Source organism: Olsenella sp. CU969, assembly GCF_905219715.1.
In the GTDB taxonomy this organism is placed as follows: Bacteria; Actinomycetota; Coriobacteriia; order Coriobacteriales; family Atopobiaceae; genus Granulimonas; species Granulimonas faecalis.
Map to the genome: position 1 here is coordinate 1 of NZ_CAJMXC010000022.1, position 26,714 is coordinate 26,714.

25 protein-coding genes and 1 pseudogene are annotated in these 26,714 nt (G+C 68.9%); 24 read left to right on the top strand and 2 right to left on the bottom strand.

Going from position 1 to position 26,714, the window contains the following annotated elements:
• The first annotated feature begins 1,555 nt into the window (after positions 1-1,555).
• Both JX283_RS03845 and rpmE read left to right on the top strand, forming a co-directional pair.
• Positions 1,556-2,323, top strand: coding sequence for a type III pantothenate kinase (locus JX283_RS03845; RefSeq protein WP_204829429.1), 768 nt, complete (start codon positions 1,556-1,558; stop codon positions 2,321-2,323).
• Positions 2,324-2,495: 172 nt separating this feature from the next.
• The gene (gene rpmE / locus JX283_RS03850) at positions 2,496-2,972 is read left to right on the top strand and encodes a 50S ribosomal protein L31 (RefSeq protein WP_204829430.1); all 477 of its coding nucleotides are present in this window, start codon (positions 2,496-2,498) and stop codon (positions 2,970-2,972) included.
• A 117-nt stretch (positions 2,973-3,089) separates the two neighbouring features.
• Here the strand turns inward: rpmE and JX283_RS03855 are convergent, their stop codons facing one another.
• Complete coding sequence (locus JX283_RS03855) at positions 3,090-3,233, bottom strand: hypothetical protein (protein WP_168354031.1); 144 nt, start codon at positions 3,231-3,233, stop codon at positions 3,090-3,092.
• A gap of 107 nt (positions 3,234-3,340) precedes the next feature.
• Positions 3,341-4,198, bottom strand: coding sequence for a hypothetical protein (locus tag JX283_RS03860; protein WP_204829431.1), 858 nt, complete (start codon positions 4,196-4,198; stop codon positions 3,341-3,343).
• Positions 4,199-4,440: 242 nt separating this feature from the next.
• Here JX283_RS03860 and prfA point away from each other — a divergent pair, with 242 nt between their 5' ends.
• From prfA to JX283_RS03970, 22 genes and pseudogenes are all read left to right on the top strand, one after another.
• Positions 4,441-5,508: a peptide chain release factor 1 gene (prfA, locus tag JX283_RS03865; protein ID WP_204829432.1), complete on the top strand. Its 1,068-nt coding sequence runs from the start codon at positions 4,441-4,443 to the stop codon at positions 5,506-5,508.
• A gap of 118 nt (positions 5,509-5,626) precedes the next feature.
• Positions 5,627-6,670, top strand: coding sequence for a HemK/PrmC family methyltransferase (locus tag JX283_RS03870; protein ID WP_204829433.1), 1,044 nt, complete (start codon positions 5,627-5,629; stop codon positions 6,668-6,670).
• Between the two features lie 5 nt (positions 6,671-6,675).
• Positions 6,676-7,140 carry a very short patch repair endonuclease gene (locus JX283_RS03875; RefSeq protein WP_255533432.1) on the top strand — a complete coding sequence of 155 codons (465 nt, stop codon included), beginning with the start codon at positions 6,676-6,678 and terminating at the stop codon, positions 7,138-7,140.
• Entirely contained in the window at positions 7,137-7,793 is a 657-nt protein-coding gene (locus JX283_RS03880; protein ID WP_135978028.1) for an L-threonylcarbamoyladenylate synthase, read from the top strand. Before JX283_RS03875 ends, JX283_RS03880 begins: the two co-directional genes overlap by 4 nt.
• Positions 7,794-8,044: 251 nt before the next feature.
• A pseudogene (gene rpiB, locus JX283_RS03885) lies at positions 8,045-8,485 on the top strand (ribose 5-phosphate isomerase B).
• A gap of 38 nt (positions 8,486-8,523) precedes the next feature.
• The gene (gene upp, locus JX283_RS03890) at positions 8,524-9,171 is read left to right on the top strand and encodes a uracil phosphoribosyltransferase (protein WP_204829436.1); all 648 of its coding nucleotides are present in this window, start codon (positions 8,524-8,526) and stop codon (positions 9,169-9,171) included.
• Positions 9,172-9,409: 238 nt separating this feature from the next.
• Positions 9,410-10,825 (top strand): helix-turn-helix transcriptional regulator, encoded by a 1,416-nt coding sequence (locus JX283_RS03895; protein WP_204829437.1) that lies wholly within the window; start codon positions 9,410-9,412, stop codon positions 10,823-10,825.
• Positions 10,826-10,943: 118 nt separating this feature from the next.
• The gene (locus JX283_RS03900) at positions 10,944-12,584 is read left to right on the top strand and encodes an amidohydrolase (RefSeq protein WP_204829438.1); all 1,641 of its coding nucleotides are present in this window, start codon (positions 10,944-10,946) and stop codon (positions 12,582-12,584) included.
• A 583-nt stretch (positions 12,585-13,167) separates the two neighbouring features.
• Positions 13,168-13,650: an EamA family transporter gene (locus JX283_RS03905; RefSeq protein ID WP_204829439.1), complete on the top strand. Its 483-nt coding sequence runs from the start codon at positions 13,168-13,170 to the stop codon at positions 13,648-13,650.
• 120 nt (positions 13,651-13,770) lie between these two features.
• Positions 13,771-14,220: an EamA family transporter gene (locus JX283_RS03910; RefSeq protein WP_204829440.1), complete on the top strand. Its 450-nt coding sequence runs from the start codon at positions 13,771-13,773 to the stop codon at positions 14,218-14,220.
• 472 nt (positions 14,221-14,692) lie between these two features.
• On the top strand, positions 14,693-15,493 hold the full coding sequence (atpB, locus tag JX283_RS03915) for a F0F1 ATP synthase subunit A (protein WP_204829441.1): 801 nt from the start codon (positions 14,693-14,695) through the stop codon (positions 15,491-15,493).
• An 89-nt stretch (positions 15,494-15,582) separates the two neighbouring features.
• On the top strand, positions 15,583-15,774 hold the full coding sequence (gene atpE, locus JX283_RS03920; RefSeq protein ID WP_135978038.1) for an ATP synthase F0 subunit C: 192 nt from the start codon (positions 15,583-15,585) through the stop codon (positions 15,772-15,774).
• Positions 15,775-15,812: 38 nt separating this feature from the next.
• Positions 15,813-16,421: a F0F1 ATP synthase subunit B gene (gene atpF / locus JX283_RS03925; protein WP_204829442.1), complete on the top strand. Its 609-nt coding sequence runs from the start codon at positions 15,813-15,815 to the stop codon at positions 16,419-16,421.
• Positions 16,408-16,872 (top strand): F0F1 ATP synthase subunit delta, encoded by a 465-nt coding sequence (locus JX283_RS03930; RefSeq protein WP_204829443.1) that lies wholly within the window; start codon positions 16,408-16,410, stop codon positions 16,870-16,872. Before atpF ends, JX283_RS03930 begins: the two co-directional genes overlap by 14 nt.
• A gap of 87 nt (positions 16,873-16,959) precedes the next feature.
• On the top strand, positions 16,960-18,579 hold the full coding sequence (gene atpA, locus JX283_RS03935) for a F0F1 ATP synthase subunit alpha (protein WP_239652459.1): 1,620 nt from the start codon (positions 16,960-16,962) through the stop codon (positions 18,577-18,579).
• A 5-nt stretch (positions 18,580-18,584) separates the two neighbouring features.
• The gene (atpG, locus tag JX283_RS03940) at positions 18,585-19,496 is read left to right on the top strand and encodes an ATP synthase F1 subunit gamma (RefSeq protein ID WP_204829445.1); all 912 of its coding nucleotides are present in this window, start codon (positions 18,585-18,587) and stop codon (positions 19,494-19,496) included.
• Positions 19,496-20,980, top strand: a complete 1,485-nt coding sequence (gene atpD / locus JX283_RS03945; RefSeq protein WP_204829446.1) for a F0F1 ATP synthase subunit beta — start codon at positions 19,496-19,498, stop codon at positions 20,978-20,980. The genes atpG and atpD overlap by 1 nt, the downstream gene beginning before the upstream one ends.
• 9 nt (positions 20,981-20,989) lie before the next feature.
• Entirely contained in the window at positions 20,990-21,418 is a 429-nt protein-coding gene (gene atpC / locus JX283_RS03950) for an ATP synthase F1 subunit epsilon (protein WP_204829447.1), read from the top strand.
• Positions 21,419-21,570: 152 nt separating this feature from the next.
• Positions 21,571-22,842: a UDP-N-acetylglucosamine 1-carboxyvinyltransferase gene (gene murA, locus JX283_RS03955; protein WP_204829448.1), complete on the top strand. Its 1,272-nt coding sequence runs from the start codon at positions 21,571-21,573 to the stop codon at positions 22,840-22,842.
• 22 nt (positions 22,843-22,864) lie between these two features.
• Entirely contained in the window at positions 22,865-23,290 is a 426-nt protein-coding gene (locus tag JX283_RS03960) for a metal-dependent transcriptional regulator (protein ID WP_370583408.1), read from the top strand.
• Between the two features lie 1,042 nt (positions 23,291-24,332).
• Positions 24,333-25,229, top strand: a complete 897-nt coding sequence (locus JX283_RS03965; RefSeq protein WP_204829449.1) for a UTP--glucose-1-phosphate uridylyltransferase — start codon at positions 24,333-24,335, stop codon at positions 25,227-25,229.
• 34 nt (positions 25,230-25,263) lie between these two features.
• Complete coding sequence (locus JX283_RS03970) at positions 25,264-26,652, top strand: phosphoglucomutase/phosphomannomutase family protein (protein ID WP_204829450.1); 1,389 nt, start codon at positions 25,264-25,266, stop codon at positions 26,650-26,652.
• The last annotated feature ends 62 nt before the right edge of the window (positions 26,653-26,714 follow it).

Sequence of the window (26,714 nt, forward strand, 5' to 3'; positions counted from 1 at the left end):
CGTTGTTCAAAACTACATAATCAATGAAGTCAGTTGTCGACAATCCCTGGCGGTGCATCAAAAAGGAGCTCGCCTGCATCAACCCGTGAACCCCGCGTGTCCCGGGCCTGCCTCGCGGCCCCGGACGACCGCGCTCACCGCCGCCCAGATGCCGTTGGTCCGTTGTCAGAATCATGTCAGACGAGATGAGTCGGGTATTAGGCAACCTATACCTCATCTTGCGACGACGCCTCGCCGCGGCTCCCGTAGGCTCTCCCCCAAGAGGGGAGGGGATTCATGATTCTCTGCGGTCTCTACGCAAGGCTCGTCTACCTGTCCCNCGCCTCCCTTGTGCGAGTGGCCGATGGCGCCGAGTGCGCGGGGCTTCTCCGTGCCGCGGGGGTCTCGGCCCAAGATGTGGCCCAGGTCAGGGAGGACCGCGAGTTCGCGAGCCTGAGGGGCGCCTTTCCGCAGGCCCCGACAGCGGTCCGGTGCCTTGTGGGACGCAGGGAGCGTCGCCACGGGGTCAAAGGTGCCTCGACCCGCCTTTGGTCTGCCTCCCTTCCGCCTGGCACGCTCTGCCGGGTGGAAGAGGGGCCCGGCGCGGGCCATCACGTGGTGTCTCCGGAGCTCCATCTGATGATTCGCGCCGCGGAGCTGCCGAGATGGGAGCTCGCACTGCTTGCCATGGAGTTCTGGGGGCGCTTCGACTCGCGCGAGGACGCGGAGGGCGGCATCGCGGGCAGGCCGTACCCGTTGGCGTCGCCTGAGTCCGTCGAGGAGGTCGNGGGGGCCGTCGAGGGGCGTGNGCCCGGAATCTCATCGGTCCGTCTCGCCCTTGCCCACGGCCTGCCCAGGTCCCGGTCGCCCCGGGAGTCCGCGCTCGCGCTCTTCCTCTCGCTCCCGCGCAGGTTNGGCGGCATGGGCCTCGGGCNGCTGGAGCTCAACGGGCCGGTGGGTCTCTCGGCGAGGGGCCGCANGGTCGCCGGCGCGTCCAAGGCCATGCCGGACCTATTCTTTCCTGCGGCGTNGCTCGATGTGGAGTACGACTCGAGCGCCCATCACCTGGGTGCCGACGAGGTGCTCCGCGACAAGGGCCGCCAGCTGGCCCTGCAGGCGTCCGGAATCGAGGTGATGCCGGTGACCGCGTCCGTGGCAGGGGATTACGGCTCGCTCGTCGCGGCCGCCGAGGCCGTCGCCGCCAAGGTGGAAGGCCGCGAGCCGCCCCCGCTCCCGGAGGCCATGGAGAGGAGGCGCCGCAGGCTCTATGACGAGCTGTTTCGCGTGCGCACGCTGTGGTGAGTTGCACAGGCTCTCGGACACGGTCTTCGGTCAGGGCTCTCAGTGAGCGCCTTGAGGTGCTTCGGTGAGCATAATTCCACTCACCGAAGGCTCCGTGAGTGCCTGAACCGCTCACTGAGACTCCCAAGACCGCTCACCGAGCACCTGACAAGCCGCCGCCGGGCCCGCCATCCGATGTCTCCTTCGCCAGGGTCCCGTCTCTGCGTCCCCGCGCCCCGCCATGGGTAGCATGGAAAGGTCGACCCGCGACCCCGTCCCAAGCAAAGGACCCGCCATGTTCCTCTCCGTCGATGTGGGCAACACCCAGACCACCTTCGGCCTCATAGACGAGGCCGGTTNCGTCGCGTGCCACTGGCGCNNCAAGACNGACAAGCTCGACACCGCCGACNAGCTCGCCGTGCGCCTCACGGGCCTTCTCGCCGGCCAGGGCTTCTCCATGGACTCGGTGGACGCCGTGGCCGTGGCCTCCGTGGTCCCCGCCCTGCNGCGGGCCTGGCACGTCTGCCTCATGCGCCTGGGNAAGGACCCGCTCATGGTGGGCGCCCAGGGGCCGTGCCCCATCGAGGTGGCGCTGGCCTACCCGTCCCAGGTGGGTGCCGACCGCATCGCCAACGCCGTGGAGGCCAAGGAGCGCTACGGCGCCCCGGCCATCGTGGTGGATTTTGGCACGGCCACCAACATCGACGTCGTGGCGCCCGACGGCTCGTTCGTGGGCGGCGTCATCGCCCCGGGCGTCATGCTCGGCGCCCAGGCGCTGTTCGACCGGGCGTCCAAGCTGTCGAGCACCCCCATCGCCATGCCGCCTCGGGTGGTGGGCCGCGATTCAGAGCAGGCCCTCCAGAGCGGTATCGTGATCGGCGCGGCCGCCATGGCCGNGGGGCTNGTGGCCCGCATCAAGGCCGAGCTCGGGGTGGGGGAGTGCCCCGTGGTGGCCACCGGTGGCCTGGCCCGCACCGTCTCCGAGGCCACGGACTGCTTCACCGCCGTGGACCCCGACCTCACCCTGCGCGGCATCCACCGCATCTGGCTNGCGCAGGTCTGACGGCGCCGGTGTCGCCCNCGCCTGCCCNTAGNCCCTCCATAGACCCACGGGACGCTCCTTGCAGCTCCCGGTGGCCGTTGCTATCATGCAAAGGCTGTATCGCCCTGGTCGGAAACCAGGGCACCCCCATCGCCAGGGTCGGAAACCTTGGCACAACATGAGGAGTCCTGCCATGAAGAACAACATCCATCCTGAGTACATGGAGTGCACGGTCCGCTGCTCCTGCGGCAACACCTGGACCACCCGCGCCACGGTCCCCGAGATGACCCTCGACCTGTGCGACAAGTGCCACCCCTTCTACACCGGCACCCAGAAGCTCGTCGACACCGGCGGACGCGTCCAGCGCTTCGCCGACAAGTTCGGCGGCGCCGCCCAGGNCCAGCTGGAGAAGGAGGCCGCCAAGAAGGCCGCCCACGCCCAGAAGGAGGCCGAGGAGCGCGCCGCCCGCGCCGCCAAGGCCGAGGCCAAGGCTGCCGCNAAGGCCGCCCGTGCCGCTGAGTACGCCAAGAAGGCCGAGGCCAAGGCTGCCAAGGAGGCCGCCGAGCAGGCCGCTGCCGCTGCTGCCGCCGACGATGCCGACGCCGAGGCCGCCGTGGCCGAGGCTGCCGCCGAGGTCGTCGACGAGGCCGTCGCCACCGACGCCGAGTAGCGCACGGCCCACAGGCAACCCGCACAAAGGCGGGGCAGCGGATNCNCTCCGGTGCCCCGCCTTTTCCATGGCCCGGGCCGAGTCGCCGAGCCTGGGCCATGGCCTCGTCGCCGCCGGTCAGGCCAGGACGGCCTTGACGACGCGCGTGGCGAGAAAGCCCACGGCGCAGGCCGCGGCGATGCCTACGATCACTCGTCTCATGGGGACCTCCTTCGGGTGGTGGGACCGTGTCCCCATGATGGCCGGCGGCCGCCCCGCCATCCATCGATGCCCCTTACACCTCGGTGACGCCTGCGTAAGGCGCAAAAAAGCGGCCCCGACGCTCCCGCGCCGAGGCCGTCCGACGTCCGGTGCTCCGGATCGCCCCGCTAGACGAGCTTGAGGTCCGGGCCCTCGCCCTTGTCGTCGGCGTCGTCCTTGGCGCCCTCGGCCCGGGCGGCGTCCTGGGCGCGCATCATCTCGAGCATGGCCTGGTACTGCTCGGAGCGGGCCTCGGCCTCGGCCGGCGTCTCGTGGGCGTAGGTGCAGGTGCACTCGCTCGCCACCACGTTGGCGGCCTTCATGTTGAGGGCGTTGACGCGCAGGTCCTCCAGCTGGCCCATGCCGCGGGCCTGCTCGATGACCTTCTCGCCGTCGGCGGCCGACAGCCCCAGGAGGCCGGCGATCTCCTCGTCGGCGACCTTGAGCTTCTTCTCGGCGGCGTAGGCGGAGAGGGCGGCCTGCTCGCCGGCGGTCTGGNCGGCACGGTCGTCGAACATGGCGTCGAGGGCCATCTGGTCGATGCCCATCTGGGCGAAGTACTGGTCGGGGTCGACACCCTGCTGCATGGCGTCGTAGCGCATGGCCTGCTGGAGCTGCTCGCGGTAGCGGGCGATCTCGTCCATGGGGACCTGCTGGTTGAGGCGCTTGGCCAGCTCGCCGGCGCAGAGCGGGGCCTTGGACTCCTCGGCGTAGTGGGAGTTCATGTGCTCGAGCTGCGAGTGCAGGGCCTTCTTGAGGTCGTCGAGCGTGGAGAGGCCCTCGAGGTTGGCGGCCACCCAAGCGTCGTCGACGTCGGCGCCGGTGGCGCCGTGCTCGCGGGCGATCGACTCGNTGGCGAACTNGATGTCGGTGTCGGTGACGGTGGGGACGGTCAGGGTGATGGTGACCGGGTCGTAGCTGGAGAGCGTGTAGTGGTAGCGGTCGCCGATCTTGAGCGGCGCAGGCTTGTTGATCTCGATGGCCATGGGTCCTCCTCGTCGGACGTGCGGGGCGCGGCACGGCCCCGTGTCCCTGTTTTTTGCAACGATAAGGACTTTACCCCGGATGGGGCGCCCCCTCACGCGCCCGTCGCGGCGGGGAGGCCCTTCTCCGCAGGCCCTGCACGGCGTGGCGGCCGCTTGGATAACCCCCGTGCCCGGGTGGTATTATCAGAAGGCTAAGTCGGCGCCCCAGGACGCGGCGCCAATGCGACACTTTGGAGTAACCCATGCGTGACCGCCTCATCGCCCTGCTCGAGGCCTACCGGGAGCTCGAGCGCAAGCTCAGCGACCCCGCCGTCTACAACGACCAGAAGGAATACGCGCGCCTGGCCAAGGAGCACGCCAGCCAGGCCGAGCTCGCCGAGAAGGCCCAGGCCTACCTGTCGGCCCTCGACGACATCGAGGCCGCCAAGGAGCTCCTCCACGAGGAGTCCGACGCCGAGACCCGCGAGCTGCTGCAGGCCGACATCGCNGAGAACGAGGCCAACCTCCNCGGCNTCGAGGAGGAGATCAAGGTCATGCTCATCCCGGGCGACCCCAACGACGAGAAGGACACCATCGTCGAGATCCGCGCCGGCGTGGGCGGCGACGAGGCGGNCATCTTCGCCGGCGACCTCTTCAAGATGTACGAGCGCTTCTGCGAGGCCCGCGGCTGGAAGATCGAGGTTCTGTCGAGCAGCCCCTCCGAGGCCGGCGGCTTCAAGACCATCGAGTTCAAGGTCTCGGGCGACAAGGTCTACTCGGTCATGAAGTTCGAGAGCGGCGTGCACCGCGTGCAGCGCATCCCCAAGACCGAGAGCCAGGGCCGCATCCAGACCTCCACGGCCACCGTGGCCGTGCTGCCCGANGCCGACGAGATCGACATCCAGATCGACCCCGGCGACCTCCGCATCGACACCTATTGCGCGAGCGGCCCCGGTGGCCAGTGCGTCAACACCACCTACTCGGCGGTGCGCATCACCCACCTGCCCACCAACACCGTGGTGCAGTCCCAGGACCAGCGCTCGCAGATCCAGAACCGCGAGGTCTGCATGCAGATGCTGCGCGCCCGCCTCTACGAGATGGAGCTCGAGCGCCAGCAGGCCGAGCTCGGCGCCGAGCGCCAGAGCCAGATCGGTCACGGCAACCGCTCCGAGAAGATCCGCACCTACAACCAGCCGCAGGACCGCGTGACCGACCACCGCATCGGCTTCAACGGCACCTACAACGGCGTGCTTTTGGGGGACACCCTCGAGAGTGTCATCGAGGCCCTGGCCGCGGCCGACCGCGCCGCCCGTCTGGCCGAGGCCGTGTGACCGCTCCTTCCCGGTTTCTTCCAGGGGGGTGTCCCGCGCAGGCGGGGCGCCCCCTTTCCTGTGAGGAGGCCCTCCCGCGCTATCATGTACGGGCANCGTACGGCGGCGATTGGCGGCTATGGAAAGCAACGCGTGGACCATCAAGCGGGTCATCGACTGGACCCGGGGCGACCTCGAGCGCCACGGCGACGAGCACCCGCGCCTCTCGGCGGAGTGGCTGCTCTCGGCCGTGACGGGCAAGTCGCGGGTGCAGCTCTACTTGGACTACGACCAACCGCTGGAGCCGGCTGAGCTCGCCGCCATGCGGGCGGCCATCCAGCGCCGCCGTGCGGGCGAGCCGCTCCAGTACGTCACCGGGGAGATGCCCTTCCGCCACATCGTGATCCACTGCGAGCGCGGCGTGCTCATCCCCCGNCCCGAGACCGAGGTGCTGGTGGACGCCGCCCTGGAGGGCGTCGCGGCCGCCCGTGCCCGCAGGCCCGAGCCGGAACCCGAGCCCGAGCCCGAGGAGACCTCTCCTGAGAAGGACGCCCCCGACGCCGGCGATGTCCCTGAGACCGGCGACGGCCCCGAGGGCGACCCCGCACACACCGAGGGCGCCCCCGCTGGCCCGGACCCAGCCACGGTGCCGGACTCCTGGGTCCGCGTGGCCGACATCTGCTGCGGCACCGGTTGCATCGCGCTCTCCATCGCCGGCGAGACCGAGGCCAGCGCCGTCTGGGCGGGCGACCTCTCGCCGGCCGCCGTGGCCCTGACGGTGCGCAACCGCGACGCCTTGGGGCTCGGGGACCGCGTTGCCGTGGCCGAGGGCGACCTCTACGGGGCCCTTCCCGAGGAGCTCATGGGNACCCTGGACGTCGTCGTCTCAAACCCACCCTACATCCCCAGCGCCGTGGTGCCCACGCTGCCCGACGAGGTGGTGGGCTTCGAGCCGGGCCTCGCNCTCGACGGCGGCCCCGACGGGNNCGACATNTTCCGCCGGCTCCTGGAGGGCGCCCCCGCGTGGCTGGCCCCCGGCGGTATGCTCTGCGTCGAGCTCTTTGAGGAGTCCCTCGACGACGCCTGCGCCCTCNTGCGCGCCCAGGGCGGCTGGGCCNCCGTGGAGGCGCACGACGACCTCGCCGGAAGGCCGCGGGTGCTCGTGGCCGTGCGGGAGGGCTGACGNCCGTGGCCTCGGGCATCCCGCCGGCCTCGAGCGAGGCCGTCCGCCATTCCATGCAGGGCAACCGGGGCAAGAACACCAAACCCGAGCTGCTCGTGCGCGCTCATCTCCGCGAGGCCGGCCTCANCGGCTACCGCCTCCACTGGCACGTGGCCGGCAGGCCCGACGTCGCCTGGCCCGGCAAGCGCGTGGCCGTCATGGTCAACGGCTGCTTCTGGCACCGCTGCCCCCACTGCCACCCGTCCACGCCGGCCACCCACGCCGAGTTCTGGGCCGAGAAGTTCCGCCGCAACGTGGAGCGTGACCGCCGGAACATAGAGACGCTGGAGGCGGACGGCTGGACGGTCCACGTGGTGTGGGAGTGCCAGCTCAAGAAGAAGACGGTGGGAAAGACCATGGGCGAGCTGCTCCCGCAGCTGTCCCGCGAGCTGGGAAAGCCCATCAAGGGCCGTTTGGAGGAGGGGTCATGAGCGAACCTGGGAACACGGTGAGGGTCGCTGGGGGGCGCCCGGTGCCCGGGGAGGTCCTCGAGAGGCTCGCGGGGGTGCTCGGCCCCGGCCGCGGCGTGGCGGTGCTTCCCACGGACTCCGTGTACGGGATCGGTGCCCTGGCTGTGGCGGGCAACCCCGGCCACGGGCGCGTGTTCGCCATCAAGGGGCGCGACCGCTCGCAGACGCTCCCGCTGCTCATCGGCAGCTCCGAGGACCTCGAGGTCTACGGCGAGGGCGTCCCCGGGTGGGCGTCCCGGGCCGCCCGGGAGCTCTGGCCCGGGGCCCTCACCTTCGTCGTGCGCGCGTCCGGCGAGCTGCCCGGCGAGTACAAGGCGGCCGACGGCACCGTGGCCCTGCGCGTCCCGGACGCCCCGCTCGTGCGCGAGGTCATCGCCCGCGTGGGCGCGCCCCTGGCCATGACCAGCGCGAACACCCACGGCGCTCCGAGCCCCGCGAGCTTCGACGAGCTCGAGGGGGTCATCGTGGCGCAGGCGGACGTCGTGGTGGACGGCGGCGCGTGCCCTGTGGGTACCGCCTCCACCATCGTGGACGCTACGGGCGCAAGCCCCCGCATCCTGCGCGAGGGCTCGGTCACGCTGGACGACGTCCTCGTCGCCGGCGGTCTGGTCTAGGGGTGTTGTCGGGGATCCCGATCTCGGGACGGTTCTCCTCGGGGACGGGGCGCCCCATCCGTTGGGGATCGCGATTTCCAACGTTCCGACCGGAGGGCGATCGCGATCTCCCTCCGGTTCTTGCTCCCGGTCTTGTCGGAGACCCCGGTTTCTAACGCAGCGCCCCGCCGGCCGTCTGCCGCCGGGGGTCCCCAACGGCGTCCAAACCACTAGACTGGGAGGGGCGTGTACCCGACTCCCGAGGAGGACCCATGCGTGTAGCCGTTGCGTGAGACCACGCCGGCTTTTGCCAGAAATCGCAGGTCGTGAACCATATCCAGTCCCTGGGCCACGAGGCCGTCGACCTCGGCCCCACCACCGACGACCGTGTCGACTACCCCGACTTCGCGCACAAGGTNGCCTGGNGGGTCGCCGAGGGCGAGTACGACCGNGGCGTGCTGATCTGCGGCACCGGCCTCGGCATGGCCATGACGGCCGACAAGGTCCCGGGCGTGCGTGCCGTCGNCATTCAGACCCCGGGTTTCGCCGAGCTCTGCCGGGAGCACAACGACGCCAACGTCATCTGCCTCTCGGGGCGCTTCGTGGACCCCGCCACCAACGACGAGATCGTGAGGATCTTCCTCACCCAGGAATTCNGCGGCGGGCGCCATGCGACGCGCATCGAGAAGATGATGCGAGAGGACGAGCGCTGAGCCCGAAGACCGGCGNGCGAGAGAAAGGACGNCAGAAGATGACGGNGCAGTACGACGAGAGCCGCGTCACCCTGGTCGACCATCCCCTGGTACAGCACAAGGTGGCCATCCTGCGCGACAAGGACACGAGCACCAAGCAGTTCCGCGAGCTCGTCCGCGAGCTCGCCCTGTTCGAGGGCTACGAGGCCACCCGCGACTTCCCGCTTGAGGAGGTCGTCGTCGAGACCCCGCTCGAGCGGTGCACCTGCATGGAGCTCTCGGGCAAGAAGGTGGCCATCGTGCCGATCCTGCGCGCCGGCCTGGGCATGGTGGACGGCCTGCTCGAGCTCGTGCCCTCCGCCCGCGTGGGCCACGTGGGCATGTACCGCGACCCCGAGACCCACGAGCCCCACGAGTACTACTGCAAGCTGCCCGCCGATGTGGAGAACCGCACCTGCCTTCTCGTGGACCCCATGCTGGCCACGGGCGGCTCGGCCAATGCCGCCATCGACTACCTCCGTCGTGCCGGCGTCTCCGACGTGCGCCTGCTCGTCCTGGTCTCGGCNCCCGAGGGCCTGGCCGCCGTGCTCGAGCACGATCCTGACGTGCGTATCTACACCTGCGCCATCGACCGCGAGCTCAACGACCACGCCTACATCCTGCCGGGCCTCGGCGACGCCGGGGACCGCATCTTCGGCACCAAGTAGCGCGTAGCCGACGGAGTCCCAGGTCTTGAGGTGGCCGGGCCGCGTCATGCGACCCGGCCACCTATCGTCTTCCCGGGCCGTAGGTCGGCCGAGGGGGACGCCGGGGCGGGGTGCGCCCCGCTCTACCCGACAGCCCATTGCGTTTCGGACACTTGGAGGTAAGACGATGCCCCACGGCAAGGTCACCAGCGCGGACCCTGCACCGACTTGGGACAAAAGAGCCTTCCTCTGCGCCCTCATGGTGTTTCTCTACACCTTCGTGCTGGACGATTTCGTCCTTCCCGTAAGCAACGGCCTGCATCCCCTCATGTTCGAGGTGACGACGGTGGGCGGCATCGGCTTTCTGGCCCTTATCGGCCTGTTGGCGTCGCGGCGCCCCGACGTCCTGGACAACGACTGGTTCAACGGTTGCGCCGTCACCTGCAGCCTTGCCGGCGCCTTTGTGGCCCTGGAGTCCGTGGGCGCCCCGGGCCCCCTCTACTATCTGGGGAGCGTCCTTGTGGACGTGGGCTTCGAGTGGGCCCTCGTGGTCGCCTGCCTGACCCTGGGGGAGCTGCGGCTTCGGGCCATCTGCGCCCATGCCGGCGTTGCGGCGNTGGTGGCCTACGGCGGCACGGCCCTCATGCAGTACCTCCCCTTGGCCGTGCCCCTGGCCTGTTACGGGCTCGCCGGCCCCGTGGCGGTGGTCGTGGCCGCCCCCTCCACCCGGCGGCGTCTGGCCGCCGCCGCCGCGGCGCCGCCCCTGGCCGACGTCTCCGTCACCCGTCCCGGGGTGCTGCCCTCCCTCACCAACCTGCTCTTTGTGAGCATCGTGGTGCTCATGAGCGCCTTCGGCTACTCGTTGGGCTACGACGCGCATGCCACCATGCCGCTCTTCCTCGTGGTCATGGCCGTCTTCGCCCTGGTATGGGTGGCGGCGACCTGGCGCAGCCAGGACCTGGACCTGGTCTACAAGGTGGCCGGCATCATCGTGCTCTTCGGCATGTTCGTCTCGCACCCCGGCGTGGGGTCGTTCGCCGGTCTCCAAGCCGCGGCCCTCAAGGCCGGGGCGCTTCTCGTCTATTACGTGGAGGTCGTTCTCTACGCCGGCATGGCCGCCCGCAGCCGGAGCGGCGGCATCGCCCTGGTGGCCCTGGCCAACGCCGCCTCGCTCCTGGGCATCCTCTTGGGCAGCGAGGTCCACGGGGGCGTGCAGCTCGTGGCCACCTTCAGCGAGAACGCCGCCTACNTCCNCACCGTGACCATCGCCTGCGCCTTCGTGGCCTTCATCGTCCTGGCCCAGCGCGGGTTCTCCCTCAACCGCGCCGTGGCAGAGATCGAGGACCCGGCGCCCGACGGCGTCCCCGTCCCCGTCGTGGTCCCGGCGCCGGCGGTGGACCTCCGGGGCGCCTGCGCCGCCCTGGCCGAGGAGTACGGCNTCNCCCCGCGCNNGAGNGAGGTGCTGGGGCTCCTGGTCAAGGGCTACGGCACGGCGCGCATGGAGGAAGCCTTGGTGATCNCCCGCAACACGGTCAAGACCCATGTGCGCCACATCTACGCCAAGCTGGGTTGCCACAGCCAGCAGGAGCTGATCGACCTTGCCGAGAAAAGCTCCTCCGTTGCCTCGCCAGAGTCCCCTCACTCCTTTCAGGGTGACATCACCCTGGAGGGGTGACACCGCTACGACCAGCGGAAATCACGTCCCAAGGTGATTTACCGGTAGCTGCATAAAACCTTACTTTCGACCCATCAAACGCCACGGCACCGTNCCGGGCAGGATGGAGGGAGCAAGGATGAGCAAGGCTACCCGAGTGTTTCTGAGCACCAACGTCTTCACGGGGGCCGGTCGCGGCATGGTCTCCGGCGGCGTGGCCCTCGACGGCAACCGCATCCTGCGGGTGGGTACCGCCGACGAGGTGCTGGCCCTAGCCGGCGAGGGCACCGATGTGCGCGACTGCGGCGACCGGCTGATCACCGCGGGGCTCCACGACTCCCATATGCACCTGCTCATGGGCTGCACCTCCGAGCGCGAGTGCTTCCTCACGGGGGCCAGGAGCGAGGAGGAGGCGGCGGCGCGGCTGGCCGAGTGGTTCGAGGAGCACCGCGACGAGTATGCCGACGATGAGTGGCTGCGGGCCTGGGGCTTCTGCTACCTGGCATGGGACGACCCCAAGCCCCCAAGCCGCCACAGCCTGGACCGCTACTTCCCGGACCGCCCGGTCTTCGTGAACGACAGCGACCTCCACGGCGGGTGGTGCAACACCAAGGCCCTGGAGCTCTGCGGCCTGGACGCCGGTGTGGAAGACAGCCCCTTCGGCTCCTTCGGGCGCGAGGAGGACGGCAGCCTCTCCGGGTATCTCGGCGAGCGCGCTAAGGCCGTGGTGGAAGAGCAGGCCAACGGCCTGCTGCCGGAGCACAAGCAGGAGAGCGCCCTGCGCGACGTCTCCGGGCTCTTCTCCTCCTACGGCATCACCGCGGTGACCGACATGCTGCCCTTGGACGCCATCGACATCGGCAACATCGACCTTGTGGAGCGCCTCGAGAACGAGGGCGCCCTCAACTTCCGCTACAACTTCGCCACCGAGATGCTCGACCCCATCGAGAAGGCCCAGGGCCTCCGCGAGCGCTTCCACGACAAGGCGGGGCGCATGTATTACACCGGCGTGAAGGAGTTCATCGACGGCATCGTCACCACCCACACCGGCTACCTNATCGACGCCTACACCGACGACCCGGAGGTCGACAGGGTGTGGCTCGCCATGGATCTGGACGAGGCCCGGGAGCGCATCCTGGAGTACCAGGCCCAGGGGTTCAACATCCAGCTCCATTGCGTGGGCGACGGCGCCGTCCGCCATGCCGTCGACCTCTACCAGGAGGCCATCGAGATCAACGGCCCCACGGACTCNCGCCTCTCCGTGGAGCACCTGGACATGAGCGACCCCGCGGACTGGGCACGCATGGGCGAGCTGGGCATCGTCTGCTCCGTGCAGCCGCCCCACCTCACCCTGGTTGACTCCCTGGACGACGACGAGTACCGCGGCTGCATCGGCCAGCGGCGCGCCAAGTACCTCTGGGCCTTCAAGTCCATGTTGGACAACGGGTGCCCCATGGCCTTCGGCACCGACTTCCCCGTGGTCACCGTCGACCCGCGCATCGGCCTCAACCGCGCCGTGGCCCGTCGGTTCCCCGACGGCCTGCCCGCCGCCGGCTGGAACCCCGAGCAGAAGATCACCCTTTNCGACGCCCTGTCCATCTACACCTACGGCGGCGCCTACAAGGTGGGCCGCGAGGAGGAGCTGGGCACTCTCGAGGCTGGCAAGCTCGCCGACCTGGTGGTCTGGCACGAGAACCTCTTCGACCTGACGCCCGAGGGCCTGCTGGGCGCAGAGGTGGAGCTCACGGTCTTCGACGGAGAGGTGGTGTACGAGCGCTAAAGCGGCCCCGTCCCGTTCCCCTCTATGTAAGGAGAGCCCCATGGAGATGCTCANCTTCANNGCCCCGTTGCTCCTCAACGTCTTTGGCAACACCGTCTACAACATCGCCGGCAAGGGAACGCCGGAGGACGTCAACTCCTTCGCGTCCCTCTCGATCTCCTATGGCGTGGGCCTCGTGCTCTGTGTGGTGCTGTTCTTCGTGAACAACCCCGGCGGCAATATCTTCGAGGCGTTCGCCCAGGCCAATTGGGCCAGCTATNCCCTGGGTATCTGCATCGTCTTCATCGACCTCTCCCTGATCCTGCTCTACCGCGCCGGCTGGGACGTCTCCATCGGCAGCCTCATNGCCAACATCGGCGTCTCGCTCATGACCGTGGTGGTGGGCGTGGCGGCCTTCGGGGAGGCGATGACCATCGTCAAGGCCGTGGGCATCGTGATCTGCGCCCTGGGCCTCTATGTGGTCAACGCCCCCGAGAAGGGCACCGACGGCGAGCCGTCCGTCTCCCTGGAGGAGCCCGTGGACCCCGCCTAGCCCGGCCCGCAGGGTCGTATCGAAGGAACCCGACGTCGTAAAGGAGCCCCCATGGCCGAGAACATCCAGTCTGCGCCCGAGGCGCCGACGAAGAAGATGGGCGCGTTGGTGAAGTGGATACCGGTGCTGCTCATGATCGGCTCGAACCCGGCCTACACCGTCACGGCCAAGGTCACCCCGGAGGATGTGGACACCTACGCCTCCGTCTCCCTCACCTACGTGGTCTGCATCGCCTATGCAATGATAATGTTCTTTATCACAAGCAAGAACAAGAACTACATCCAGNAGGCCAGGANGGCCAACTGGACCGCCCCCGCCCTGGGTGCCTGCCTGGTCTGCCTCGAGCTCTCGACCATCCTCATGTTCCGCGTGGGTTGGGACCTGTCCGTGGGCATCCTCCTCGCCTACGTGATTCTGGCCGTCGTGCTCGTCCTGGTGGGCCGTGTCTTCTACAAGGAGACCCTCACGCCCAAGCGGGTCATCGGGATCCTTATCTCCTTGGTGGGCGTGGTGCTGGTGGGTCTGGGTATCTGATCCTGCCGGCTGTCCCCGGGGCGCCCGGCCGGCCATATGGCCGGGCGCCCNGCCGAGGGGTCGCTGCCGGTGTCCGCCCCGGCGCGGGCCGGGGCGTGTGACTCAGCAAAGGACGGTGCCATGGGGCCGTTTGCCGCTCGATTCGCCCCCGTCCTGCTCATGGTCGGGGCCAAGGTTCCCTATTCGGTGATCCAGAAGCTCACCCCTCCGGAAGTCGACGCGTTCTCGTCGCTCTGCCTCACCTACGGCGTCTGCACGGCCTGCGCCGTGGTCTTCTTCTTCCTCACGCAGCGCGGTGCCGGGGGGTCGGGGCGCACGCTCCGGGGCGAGTGGTCCAAGGCCACCTGGACCGCCCCGGTCTTCGGGGCCTGCCTGCTCTGCATGGATGTGGCCACGTTGGCCATGTTCCGCGTCGGCTGGGACCTCTCCGTGGGGATGCTCGTGCTCTTCGTGGTGCTCGGGTGCGTCCTGGCCCTTGTGGGGAGCCTGTTCTACGGCGAGCGTCTCACGGCCCNGCGCTTGGCGGGGATACTGCTCTCCGTGGTGGGGGTGGTGCTGGTCGGCATGTGACCGGGCGCCAGCGGGAACGGGCCGTTGCGACGGCTTTCTGAAAAAAAGAAAGAAGGCGTTCACGAAGGCTTCATATATAGTCGTGAGCAGCATCTTCTAGAAGCGGGCTGGATTGGGGAAGACTACGATACNGNNTCGGATTTCGGCGGCTCTGTCGCCAGGCAGGGGAACAAGGTGCCTATGACGCTCATAGCCGGCGCCCTCCTCGGCCTGCTGGGNGCGCTGCCGGGTCTTGCGCTTGCCCGGATGGCTCGGATAGGCAGGCGCGTACCGGTCGCGGCCGGCCTCGCGGCANCCGTCCTCTCGGCGACGGCGCTCACGGCCGTCCTCGGATGGGCGTACGGGGCCGCAACGACCCGCTTCGCCGCCTTCGCCTCGGTCATGGTGACCGTGTTCCTCGGGGCGTGGGGGGTCGAGGCGTACAAGGCTTGGCGCTGGATGAGCCACTGGCGCTAGCGCAGAAGGAGGAGACGTGGAAGAGTTCGAGAAGCTGCCTGAGGCGGTCAACGAGCTTGTCGACAGNTTCATAGCCCAGCCCGTGGCGGGCAATCTCAACTTCGGCATCACCCAGTACACGGTGTTCATGTTCGCCGCCATCGCGATTCTCTNCGTGGTCCTNTTCATCTTCAAGAAGAAGCAGGCCGCCAGCATCGTGCCCCAGGGCCGCTTCGTCAACGGCGTCGAGTACGTCATCGAGTTCGCCCGCAAGGACCTCGTCGAGGACATCCTGCACTCCACTTGGCGCCAGCACTTCCCCTTCATCGCCACGGTGTTCTTCTTCATCCTCATCAACAACCTCANGGGCGTGATTCCGGGCATGCACCCCGGCACGGGCACCATCGGCGTCACCTTCGCCCTGGCCCTCATCTCGTTCATCTACTTCATCTACGTGGGCGTCAAGAAGGACGGCGGCTGGGGCTACATCAAGAGCCTCAAGCCCAAGGGCGTGCCCTTCCCCATGGACTGGCTCGTCTGGGTCATCGAGCTCTTCTCGACGTTCCTTCGCCTGATCACCCTAGCCGTCCGCCTGTTCTGCAACATGTTCGNCGGCNACGNGGTCATGGGCACCTTCGCCATCCTCGCCTCGCTCTTCATCGCCCGCTTTGCCCAGGGTGTGACCCTCGAGGCCTTCACGGGCGCCGGCATCTCGCTGCTCTGGCTGCTCGTGCTCATCGCCATCNACGCCGTGGNGATCCTCGTGGCCTGCATCCAGGCCTACGTCTTCTCGCTGCTCACGGCCGTCTACGTGCAGCTCGCCGAGGAGGACGAGTAGACCAAGGCATCATGGCGGCCTGGCCGCCTGTGCATAGACAAGACCCCAGTGGGAACGAGTCCGAGGTCGGACCGTCAGAAGGAGGAATCGTGGGAGTCATCGGTTACGGAATTGGTGTTATCGGCGCCGGCCTTGGCATCGGCATCGCGGCTTACGGAGCGACCACGTCCATGGCCCGCCAGCCCGAGGTCCAGGGTCGTCTGTTCACCGTCTTCATCCTGGCCTCCGCCTTCGTCGAGGCGCTCGCCCTCATCGGCTTCGTCGTCTCCCTGCTGGCCTAATCCAAGCGGTCAGACCCATCACGTTGGAGGTTCGTGACATGAACAAGTCCCAGCAAGGGCGGGTGCGCTGCCTCGCCGTCACGGCGGCGGGAGCCGTTGCTTTCGCCCTGACGGTGCCCACCCCCGCCTTCGCGACCTCGGCGTTCGACATCCTGATCCCCAAGCCGGCCGAGTTCATCCCGGCCCTGATCGCCTTCGTGGTCATCTGGGCGGTGCTTGCCAAGCTGGTATGGCCGAGCGTCATCAAGACCCTCGACGCCCGTCAGAAGGCCATCCAGGACAACCTCGACGCCTCCGAGCAGGCAAAGGTCGACGCCGCCAAGGCCCTCAAGAAGGCCGAGGCCACCATCGACGACGCCCAGGCCCAGGCCGACGAGATCGTCGCCGAGGCCAAGAAGAACGCCGAGGCGTCCAAGGACGCCATCATCAAGCAGGCCAACATCGACGCTAANCGGATCCAGGACAAGGCCCGCGACGGCATCGAGGCCGAGCGCCACGCCGCCATGGCCGACCTCGTCGACCAGGCCGCCGACCTCGCCGTCGACCTCGCCGGTAAGATCATCGGCGAGAACCTCGACGCCGAGACCCAGAAGCGTCTGATCGAGCGTTTGTTGGCAGAAGCCGGAGACGCCGATGGCAACCAGTAACCGCATGGAGAAGGACAAGGTCGAGACCTATGCCCGGACGCTGCTCGAGGCGGCCCGGGCCGAGGGGCGCGAGAAGCGCNACCTCCGGGCCCTCGACGGCCTTGCCGACGCCCTGGGCGAGCTGTCGGACACCCTCAAGGTGATCCTGGAGCGCGGCGACGAGCAGCTGCTCCCCGACATCGCCCAGCGTTACTCGGCCCTGTTCCATGCAGAGGTCGATGTGGTGGCGGTCGATGTGACCACCGCCATCCCCTTGGACGACGACCTCCGCGAGGAGGTCGAGGAGTTCCTCACCGTGGAGTACGACAAGCCCGTCTTCGTGGTGGAGCACGTCGATCCGTCCATCATCGGGGGCATCNTCTTCAACGCGCGCGGCGAGCGTCGCGACGCATCGGTCCGCACCCAGCTCGAGAACGCTCGCAGGGTGCTCAAGGCAAAGGGAGGCGAGTAGGGCGTGGCTGACGAGAAGGCCCAAAACGGCGGCACGACCATCAACGCCGATACCATCGCGAGCATCCTGCGGGGCAAGCTCGACGCCATGACGGCTGCCATCGACACCCAGGATGTGTCAAGGGTGGTCGAGATCGGCGACGGTGTGGCCCGCGTGAGCGGCCTGCGCAGCGCCATGGCCGGCGAGCTGCTGGACTTCACCAGCGCCCTCACCGGCGAGCATGTCTTCGGCCTGGCCCAGAACCTCGACGAGGACGAGGTCGGCGCGGTGCTCTTCGGCAACGTGGAGGCCATCCGCGAGGGCGACGAGTGCCGCACCACCGGCCGCGTCATGGACATCCCCGTGGGGCCGGCCATGCTCGGCCGTGTGGTGAACCCCCTCGGCGAGGCCATCGACGGCCTCGGTCCCATGGAGACCGTCGCCCGCCGTCCCGTGGAGTTCAANGCCCCCGNCATCATGGCCCGCNCCCCCGTGTGCGAGCCGGTGCAGACGGGCCTCATGGCCATCGATGCCATGATCCCTGTGGGCCGAGGCCAGCGTGAGCTCATCATCGGTGACCGCAAGACCGGCAAGACTTCCATCGCCGTCGACACCATCATCAACCAGGCCGACAGCGACATGGTCTGCATCTACGTCGCCATCGGCCAGAAGGCCTCCACGGTGGCCACCATCCGCCAGACCCTGGAGAGCCACGGGGTCCTCGACAAGACCATCATCGTGGCCGCCACCGCCTCCGACTCGGCGCCGCTGCAGTACATCGCGCCGATGGCCGGTGCCGCCATCGGCGAGTACTTCATGTACAACGGCGCCGACGGCAAGCCCGCCAACGAGGACAACCCCGGCCGCGCCGTGCTCGTGGTCTACGACGACCTCTCCAAGCAGGCCGTGGCCTACCGCCAGATGTCCCTGACGCTGCACCGTCCGCCCGGACGCGAGGCCTACCCCGGCGACATCTTCTACCTGCATTCCCGTCTGCTGGAGCGCGCCTGCAAGCTCGATGCCGCCCACGGCTCCGGATCGCTCACGGCNCTCCCCATCATCGAGACCCAGGAGGGCGACGTCTCCGCGTACATCCCCACCAACGTGATCTCGATCACCGACGGCCAGATCTACCTGCAGTCCAACCTGTTCCTCCAGGGCCAGCGCCCCGCAGTCGACGTGGGCATCTCCGTGTCCCGCGTGGGCGGCGGCGCCCAGATCAAGGCCATGAAGCAGGTGGCCGGCAACCTACGTCTCGACCTGGCCAGCTACGCCGAGCTCCAGNGCTTCTCGCAGTTCGGCAGCGATCTCGACCGCTCCACCCAGGCCCAGCTCAACCGCGGTGCCCACATGACCGAGCTCCTGCGTCAGAAGCGCTTCGCCGCCCTCGACGTCGCCGACCAGGTGGCCGTGATCTTCGCGGGCAACAACAACTTCCTCGACGACATCCCCCTGGACGAGGTCCTCGCCTTCCGTGACGGGTTCGTCGACTACATGAAGTCGAGCCGTGTGGCCCTGCGCCAGAAGATCTGCGAGGGGCGCATCTCCGACGAGACCGCCGAGGAGCTCAAGGGGGCTTGCCGCACCTTCAAGAAGCAGTTCGTGGCCGGACGCAAGGCGGCCAGGCGCGGTGCCGATCGCGAGCAGCTCGAGGAGGACGCCATCGAGTCCGCCGGCGTCGCCACGACGCTTGAGGGCTCCGCCGCCTCCGTGGCAGAGGAAGACTAAGGGCCATGGCCAACCTTCGCGACATCAAGCGACGCATCCGCTCGGTCACCAGCACCAAGCAGATCACCCATACCATGGAGATGGTCTCCACCACCAAGATCATGCGGGCCCTGCAGCGCGCCGCCGACGGTGCTCCCTACAAGGACGCCATGACCACCATGCTCGCCAGCGTGGCGGCGGCCGGCGACACCGACGAGCAGCCCCTGCTCCAGGAGCACAGCGGCCTTCGTCGGGCCCTCATCATCTGCGTGGCCTCCGACCGAGGTCTGGCCGGTGGGTTCAACGTGCAGGTGGAGCGGGCCGTGGAGCGGCGTATCCGCGAGCNTGCCGAACAGGGGATCGAGGTGGAGCTGATCTGCTGCGGCACGAAGCCAACGGAGTACTTCTCCTCCCGCGGCCGCAAGCCCATCCTGTCGTTCTCCGGTATCTCGGCCGAGCCCACCCTGGTGGAGGCCAACCAGATCGCTAGCTATGTCATGGACGGCTTCGTGTCCGGGCGCCTGGACCACGTGGAGATCTGCTACCAGCATGCCAGGAGCCGCGTGGAGCAGGTGCTCACCATCGAGGAGCTGCTCCCCGTGACCCGCGAGACCCTGCGCCTCCCCAACGCCCCCCGCGAGCAGGAGGCCCTTTCGGCGGTCGAGGCCCAGGCGAGCGACTTCGAGTTCGACCCCGCCCCCGCCGAGGTCCTGGGCTACCTCATCCCCAGCTACGTCAGAACCGTCATCTATCACGCCCTCATCGACTCCGCCGCCGCAGAGCACGGTGCACGCCGCCGGGCCATGCAGGCGGCCACCGAGAACGCGACCGAGATCATCTCGACGCTGAGCCGCGAGTACAACCGCATCCGCCAGAGCTCCATCACCACCNAGCTCAACGAGATCGTCGNCGGANCAGCCGCATTGGAGGAGAAGTAATGGCAGAAGCGACCAAGCTCTCGTCGCTCGATCTGGACAAGGTCCTCAAGACCTCGATCAAGCACGAGTCCGACGCCGAGAAGGGCGTCATCGTCCGCATCGTGGGCCCCGTGGTCGACGTCAAGTTCGAGGAGCACATCCCGGCCATCTACACGGCCCTCGTCGTCGATGCCGATACTCCCTTCGGCCACATTCACACGGTGCTCGAGGTGGAGAGCCAGCTGCCGGGCGGCATCGTGCGCACCGTGGCCATGAGCTCCACCGACGGCATGCAGCGCGGCCTCCACGTCATCGACACCGGCAGGCCCATGGAGATGCCCGTCGGCGACGCCACCCTGGGCCGCGTGTGGAACGTGCTCGGCGAGCCCGTGGACGGCAAGGGCATGCCCGACGACGTCCAGTACTACCCCATCCACCATGCCGCCCCGCGCTTCGACGACCTCACCACCTCGGTGGAGATCTTCGAGACCGGCATTAAAGCCATCGACCTGCTCGAGCCCTACATCCGCGGCGGCNAGACCGGCCCGTTCGGCGGCGCCGGCGTGGGCAAGACGGTACTCATCCAGGAACTCATCAACAACCTCGCCATGGAGCATGGTGGNACCTCGGTGTTCACCGGCGTCGGCGAGCGCACCCGCGAGGGCACCGACCTCTACCTCGAGATGAGCGAGTCGGGCGTCANCGACCGCACCTGCCTGGTCTACNGCCAGATGAACGAGCCGCCGGGNGCTCGCCTGCGCGTGGCCCTCGCCGGCCTGACCGAGGCCGAGTACTTCCGCGACCANGGTCAGGACGTGCTGCTCTTCATCGACAACATCTTCCGCTTCTCCCAGGCTGGCTCCGAGGTCTCGGCACTCCTCGGCCGCATGCCGTCGGCCGTGGGCTACCAGCCCACGCTGGCCACCGAGATGGGCGACCTTCAGGAGCGCATCGCCTCCACCAAGGAAGGGTCGATTACCTCGGTGCAGGCCGTCTACGTGCCCGCCGACGACCTCACCGACCCGGCTCCCGCCACGACCTTCACGCACCTCGACTCCNCGACNGTGCTGTCGCGTTCCATCTCCGACCTGGGCATCTACCCGGCCATCGACCCACTGGGCTCCTCCTCGGACGCCCTCGACGCGACCGTCGTGGGCGAGGAGCACTACCGCGTGGCCATGGCCGTGCAGGAGGCGCTCCAGGCCTACTCCGATCTCCAGGACATCATCGCCATCCTCGGTATGGACGAGCTCTCCGAGGACCAGCGCAAGATCGTCCAGCGTGCCCGCAAGATCCAGCAGTTCCTCTCCCAGTCGTTCCACGTGGCCGAGCAGTTCACGGGCAACCCCGGGACCTACGTCCACGTGGCCGACACGGTGCGCTCCTTCGCCGCCATCGTCGACGGCGACTGCGACGACATCCCTGAGCAGTGCTTCCGCTATGCCGGCACCATCGACGAGGTGCGCAAGCGCTACGAGAAGCTGCTCAAGGACGGGCAGGCGTAAGGGGGCGCCATGGCCAAGATCGATTACCAGATCGTGCGTCCGGACAAGCTCATGCACGAGGGCGAGGCCACCTCGGTCGTGCTGATCACCAAGTCGGGTGAGCTCGGCGTCCTTCCCGGTCACGCCCGCGAGATCTGCGCCCTCGGCGACGGCATCGTGCGCATCATGCACGAGCCGGACGACACGGGGGCCACACAGAGCCGCGTGGTGGTCTCGGGCGGCTACGCCGAGATCACGGGCGACATGGTCATCGTGCTGGCTAACCATGCCCGCGACGTCGACGACATCGACTCCAAGGTGGTCACGGCCACCCGAGCCGAGGCGGAGGGGGAGCTCGCCAAGCTCCCTGCAGGCGACTCCCGCAGGGCGTACTTCGACTCCAAGATCGTTTGGTGCGATCTCCTTCTGGCGGAGGAGGAGCGCTGGGGCGGGCGCTAGTCGCGCCGTCCATCGTGCGATCACAGCGGGGGCGGCNNGGTCGNCCCCGCTTTTTTCCTATGTGCGTGGCCCGTGATGCCCCGGCTAACTNTTCAGGGGAGGNGCGCCTCGCATAGAATCGTGTTCGTCCGAACCATGAACGGGAGGAGACCATGGACGTCATCCAGATAGAGGGCGGTTACCCCATCACCGGCGAGGTGCAGGTGGAAGGGGCAAAGAACTCGGCTCTCAAGCTCATGGCCGCCACCCTCATGGCCCCCGGCGTGAACGAGCTCANGAACGTCCCGAACATCTCCGACGTCCACACCATGGGCAAGGTCATCGAGTGCCTCGGCGCCAAGGTCGAGGTCCTCGGCCCCCATGACCTCAGGATCGACACCACGGGCGTCGACTCCTGGGTGACGCCCTACCAGCTCGTGGCCAAGATGCGCGCCTCCACGGCGGTCCTCGGGCCGCTTCTCGCTCGCTTCGGCAAGGCCGTGGTGGCCATGCCCGGCGGCTGCAACATCGGTGCCCGCAAGATCGACATGCACATGCTCGGCCTCGAGGCCCTGGGCGTGGAGTTCAAGGTAGACCACGGCAACATCTACGCCAGCGCCCCGCACGGCCTCCAGGGCACCACGGTGACCCTCGAGTTCCCATCGGTGGGAGCCACCGAGAACCTGCTAATGGCGTCGGTCCACGCCAGGGGCACCACGGTCATCGACAACGCCGCCCGCGAGCCCGAGATCGTGGATCTCGCCAACATGCTCAACGAGATGGGTGCCNAGATTACCGGCGCGGGCACTCCCCTGGTGGAGATCGAGGGTGTGGGCGACCTCCATCCCGTGACCCACGAGGTCGTGGNCGACCGCATCGAGGCGGGCACCTTCATCGCCATGGGCGGGCTCGTGGGCGAGCCCGTGCGCGTCACGGGCTTCGACCCCCAGCACCTCGGCCTCGTGCTGCGCAAGTACGAGCTCATGGGCCTTACCATCGAGCGTGAGGAGCGCGGGTGCAGCGTCTGGCGCACGGGCCCCATCAGGCCCACCGACATCCAGACCCTGCCGTATCCGGGCTTCCCCACGGACATGCAGGCCCAGNCCATGACGCTCCTGGCCAACGCCGAGGGCGACTCCATCATCACCGAGAACGTCTTCGAGAACCGCTTCATGCTCGCTGCCGAGCTCAACCGCATGGGTGCCGACATTCGCATCGAGGGGCACCATGCCATCGTCCACGGCGNGGAGNGCTTCNNTGGGGCACNCGTCACCTCTCCCGACCTCCGCGGCGGCGCGGCCCTCGTCATGGCCGGCCTCGTGGCCGACGGCTATACCACCGTCTCGGGCGTCCACCACATCGACCGCGGCTATGAGGGCTTCGTCGAGAAGCTCCAGGCCCTCGGGGCGCGGGTGCGCCGCACCACGGTGCCCGACGAGGACTGAGGCCGCCGAAAGGAGCGATCCTGTGCCTGAGGTCAATCCGCCCAAACCCCTCTCCATGNCCANCGAGGACTACCTGGAGGCCGTCTGGCGCATCANGCTCGAGCGCGACGACGACTCCGTGCGCTCCGTGGACGTGNCCGAGCTGCTCGGCGTGTCCAAGGCCAGCGTCAACAAGGCCATCTCCACCCTCAAGAACCACGGCTACGTGGAGCAGAACCGCTACGGGCGCGTGGCCCTCACCGAGCCGGGACGCCGGTACGCGGCGCGGCTCTGGCGCTGTCACCGCGCCCTGCGGGCTTTCCTGACCGGCGACCTCGGGGTCGACCCGGCCGTGGCCGACGGCGAGGCCTGCGAGATGGAACACGCCCTCTCCCAGGACACCATGGACCGCCTCCTCGCCTACCTGGAGCGCGAGGGGACCGTCGTCGACGGTGACCTCGATGGCTGACGTCGGCGACCTCAGCGTCGCCCAGGCCCTGGCCGCGCTCCTCGAGACGGGGGTCGACGAGGCCTCCCTCGACGCCGACCGGGCGTCCGCCGCGGTGTTCGCCGGGCGTCTGGGCGGGTCAGNCCGCCCTGTGACCCTCTCGGGCGACCTCGACNGCGCCCTGGGGACCGACCTCCCCGACGGTCTGTGGTGCCTCTGCGAGCCCGAGACCGTGGCAGCCGCCCAGGCGCTCGACGTCGCCTGCGGCGCCGAGGCCGCCGTCACCGCGACGCGCGCTCCCCTCGTGCGCCTGCTCGACGAGGTGANGGACCCCGCGGAGCTCCGGTCTGTCGGGCGCGCCGCCGGGCACCTGGCCCTCCGGGCGCCGGCACCCTTCGCCGTGGGGGCGGTGGGCCTTGCCGGGTCGCGCTCCGTCGACCCCGGGCGCCTCAACGACGGCGTGCGGGCCCTTTGCGGCGGTTTCGTCGAGGCGGGCCTCCATGGCGTGCTCTTCGAGGACGCCCCCAACGGGGCCGTGGGCTTTGGCGCCGTGCGTGCGGCCTCGGCCGCTGGGCTCCCGGTGGCCGCCCTCGCCGACCACGGCGCCCTCCCGGACGACCGGCTCCTCGCCCTCACCATCGCGGCCCTGGCCGCCTCCGGGGCCTGCTGCGTGGGGGTCTCCTCCGTCCCCTGGGACGACCTCGACGGGGTCGCGCGACGGGTCGCTGCCGCCGCCTCCCGCTGCGACGTGTCCGGGGCCGTGGTGGCCGACGTCCCGGCCGGGGAGCCGGTTGGGGAGTGGCCTCTCTCAGCGGTGGAGGGGCTGGGCCTTCTCGGTGTGAGGGGCGCGCCCTTGGCGGAGGCCGCCGACCTCTGGGCCTCCCTTGCGGCGGGCGGGTGACCCTCGACGGACGGCGAGCTGTCGTTTGTATGAAACGCCTGCGCCTCCCACGGGTTGCAGGTAGCATCAAGAATGGCCGGTCATTGCATGTTTGAGCATGACGGCCACCGCTGAACCGACCCAGTCGCACCGCCTGCGGGGCGCTGCGAGCAAGGAGCAACCATGAAGGCGATCATCCCGGCCGCAGGCCTCGGCACCCGCTTCCTGCCGGCTACCAAGAGCAACCCCAAGGAGCTGCTCCCCGTCCTGGACAAGCCCGTCATCCAGTACGNGGTCGAGGAGGCCCTCGAGCCCGAGGNCGTCGACGGCGTCGTCATCGTCAACTCGCACCTCAAGCCGCAGCTCGAGGAGTACTTCGGCCCCAAGCCCGAGCTCGAGAGCTACCTCCGTGAGCGTGGNAAGGNCCGGTACNCCGAGGTTGTCCGTGAGTGCGGCGAGCTCCCGGTGAGCTTCGTGTACCAGGACGACCCCTTGGGCCTCGGCCATGCGGTGCTCTGCGCCAAGGACGAGGTGGGCGACGAGCCCTTCTTCGTGCTGCTGGGCGACTACTTCGTCCCCGACCGCGAGATGTGCGTGCGCATGGCCGAGGTTTCCCGCGCCCACGGCGGCGCGTCGGTCATCGCCGTCGCCCCCGTGAGCCACGACGAGGTGAGCCGCTACGGCATCGTCGCCGGCGAGCAGGTGGGCACCCTCGACGGCGACGACCTCGACCTCGAGGAGCCCGGCTCGGTACTGCGCCTTTCCGGCATGGTGGAGAAGCCCGCCCCCGAGGACGCGCCCACCAACCTCTACATCGTCGGCCGCTACCTCCTCTCACCCCGGGTCATGGANCTGCTCCAGACGCAGCGGNCGGGTGCCGGCGGGGAGNTTCAGCTCACCGACGCCCTCGAGCGCCTACTCAAGGAGGAGGAGATGTACGCCCTGGTCGTCGACCCCGCCGAGGGCTGCGACACCGGCACCCCCGCGGCCTGGGNGGGCACGTCCGCCCGCATGGCGCTCCTCGACCCGGCCACGCGCGAGNCCTTCCTCGAGGCGTTGGGCGACCAGGCCCTCTCCTGACCCATCCTACCCAGGGCGTTCCCANNAGGCACCCATGCNCTACATTNGCTTCAACAACGACGGATGGTACGCGCGCTACGATGACGGTCTGAACAAGACCAACGTCGTGCGCGTCGCCGACGCCGCCGCGGCCCGATGGGCCGACGTCTTCGGCGGGGGCACCGTCCACATCGGTTACGATACCCGGCGCCATGCCCCGGAGCTCGCCGCCGCCGCTGCTGCCGCGGTGGGGGCCTGGGGCCTTGACGCCCGCCTCTCCGACGGGCCGTGCCCCATGCCCGCCCTCAACTTCGCCACCCGGTCGGACCCGTCCGCCGTTGGCGCCCTCATGCTCACGGCCGACCACCGCAACGCCGACTACCTCGGCATCCGGGTGCGCAACAACGACTCCTCGGCCATCGGCCGCGACGAGGCCGGCGCCATCGAGGATCTCGTGTCCCAGGAGCTCGGCGAGGCTCAGGGCCCGTTCACGCTCGAGGAGAGCGTGGGCCCCTTCCTCGCTCACATGGCCTCCCTGGTCGACGTGCGTCGCATCCGCAACGCCCGTCTCGACTGCATCCTCGACCCCATGTACGGCACCGCGCGCGGCCACGCCGCCACCCTGCTCCGCTCCCTGGGCGTGGGTGTCGTCGAGATCNACGGGGNTACCGTCGACGACTTCTGCGGNACGCACCCGGAGGTGGTGGAGCCTTGGCTCGACGACCTCGAGTACATGACGGGCCAGACCCAGGTTGACTTTGGCATCGCCATCGACGGCCCCTCCAACCGCGCTGCCGCCGTCGACGGCGAGGGCAACCTCGTGGCCGCCCCCAAGCTCCACGCCCTCGTGCTCATGCACCTCATCAAGAACCGCGGCCTCTCCGGCCGCATCGTGCTCCCGCGGTTCTCCTCCGTCGTCATCCGGCGGGTGGCNGAGTCGCTCGGCTGCGACGTCACCCTCGTGCCGCCCGGTCCCACCTGGCCGTTCGAGGAGATCCGCCAGGGCGGTGTCATCACCACGAGCGACGGCCTCGGCGGAATCTGTGTCCCCTCGCTCGACCCCGAGCGGAACGCCTTCGTCACCATNCTGCTNCTCGTGNAGCTCCTGGCCTACGAGGGGGTCTCCCTCCGGGAGATGGCGGCCAACCTCGATCGCGCGGTCGGGTCGATGGAGTACGGCCACCGGGAGATCCGCATGGACCCGGGCCGCTGCGCCGTGCTTCGCAACCTCCTCCCCGGGACCAACCCCGAGGGCCTCTGCGCCAAGAAGCCGGTGTCCGTGAGCCATGCCGACGGCCTGCGGGTCCAGTTCGACGACGACTCCTGGCTCTTCATCAGGCCGTCCATGTCCGAGCCGCTGGTGCGCATCTACGGCGAGGGGGTCGACCGTGCGGACAGGGACGAGCTCCTGGACATGGCGAAATCCTACGTCACCTCCCTCTGACCGCCCCGTATGTGTAGGGAATGTGGAGGGTCCGATTCCCGCCCCCGGGGGCCCGGGCGCCG

Bases quoted from the DNA above. Each gene is read 5' to 3' on its own strand.
- JX283_RS03880 (WP_135978028.1), top strand. From the start codon at position 7,137: ATGAGCGAACCTGGGAACACGGTGAGGGTCGCTGGGGGGCGCCCGGTG.
- JX283_RS03855 (WP_168354031.1), bottom strand. From the start codon at position 3,233: ATGGCGGGGCGGCCGCCGGCCATCATGGGGACACGGTCCCACCACCCG.
- atpC (WP_204829447.1), top strand. From the start codon at position 20,990: ATGGCCAAGATCGATTACCAGATCGTGCGTCCGGACAAGCTCATGCAC.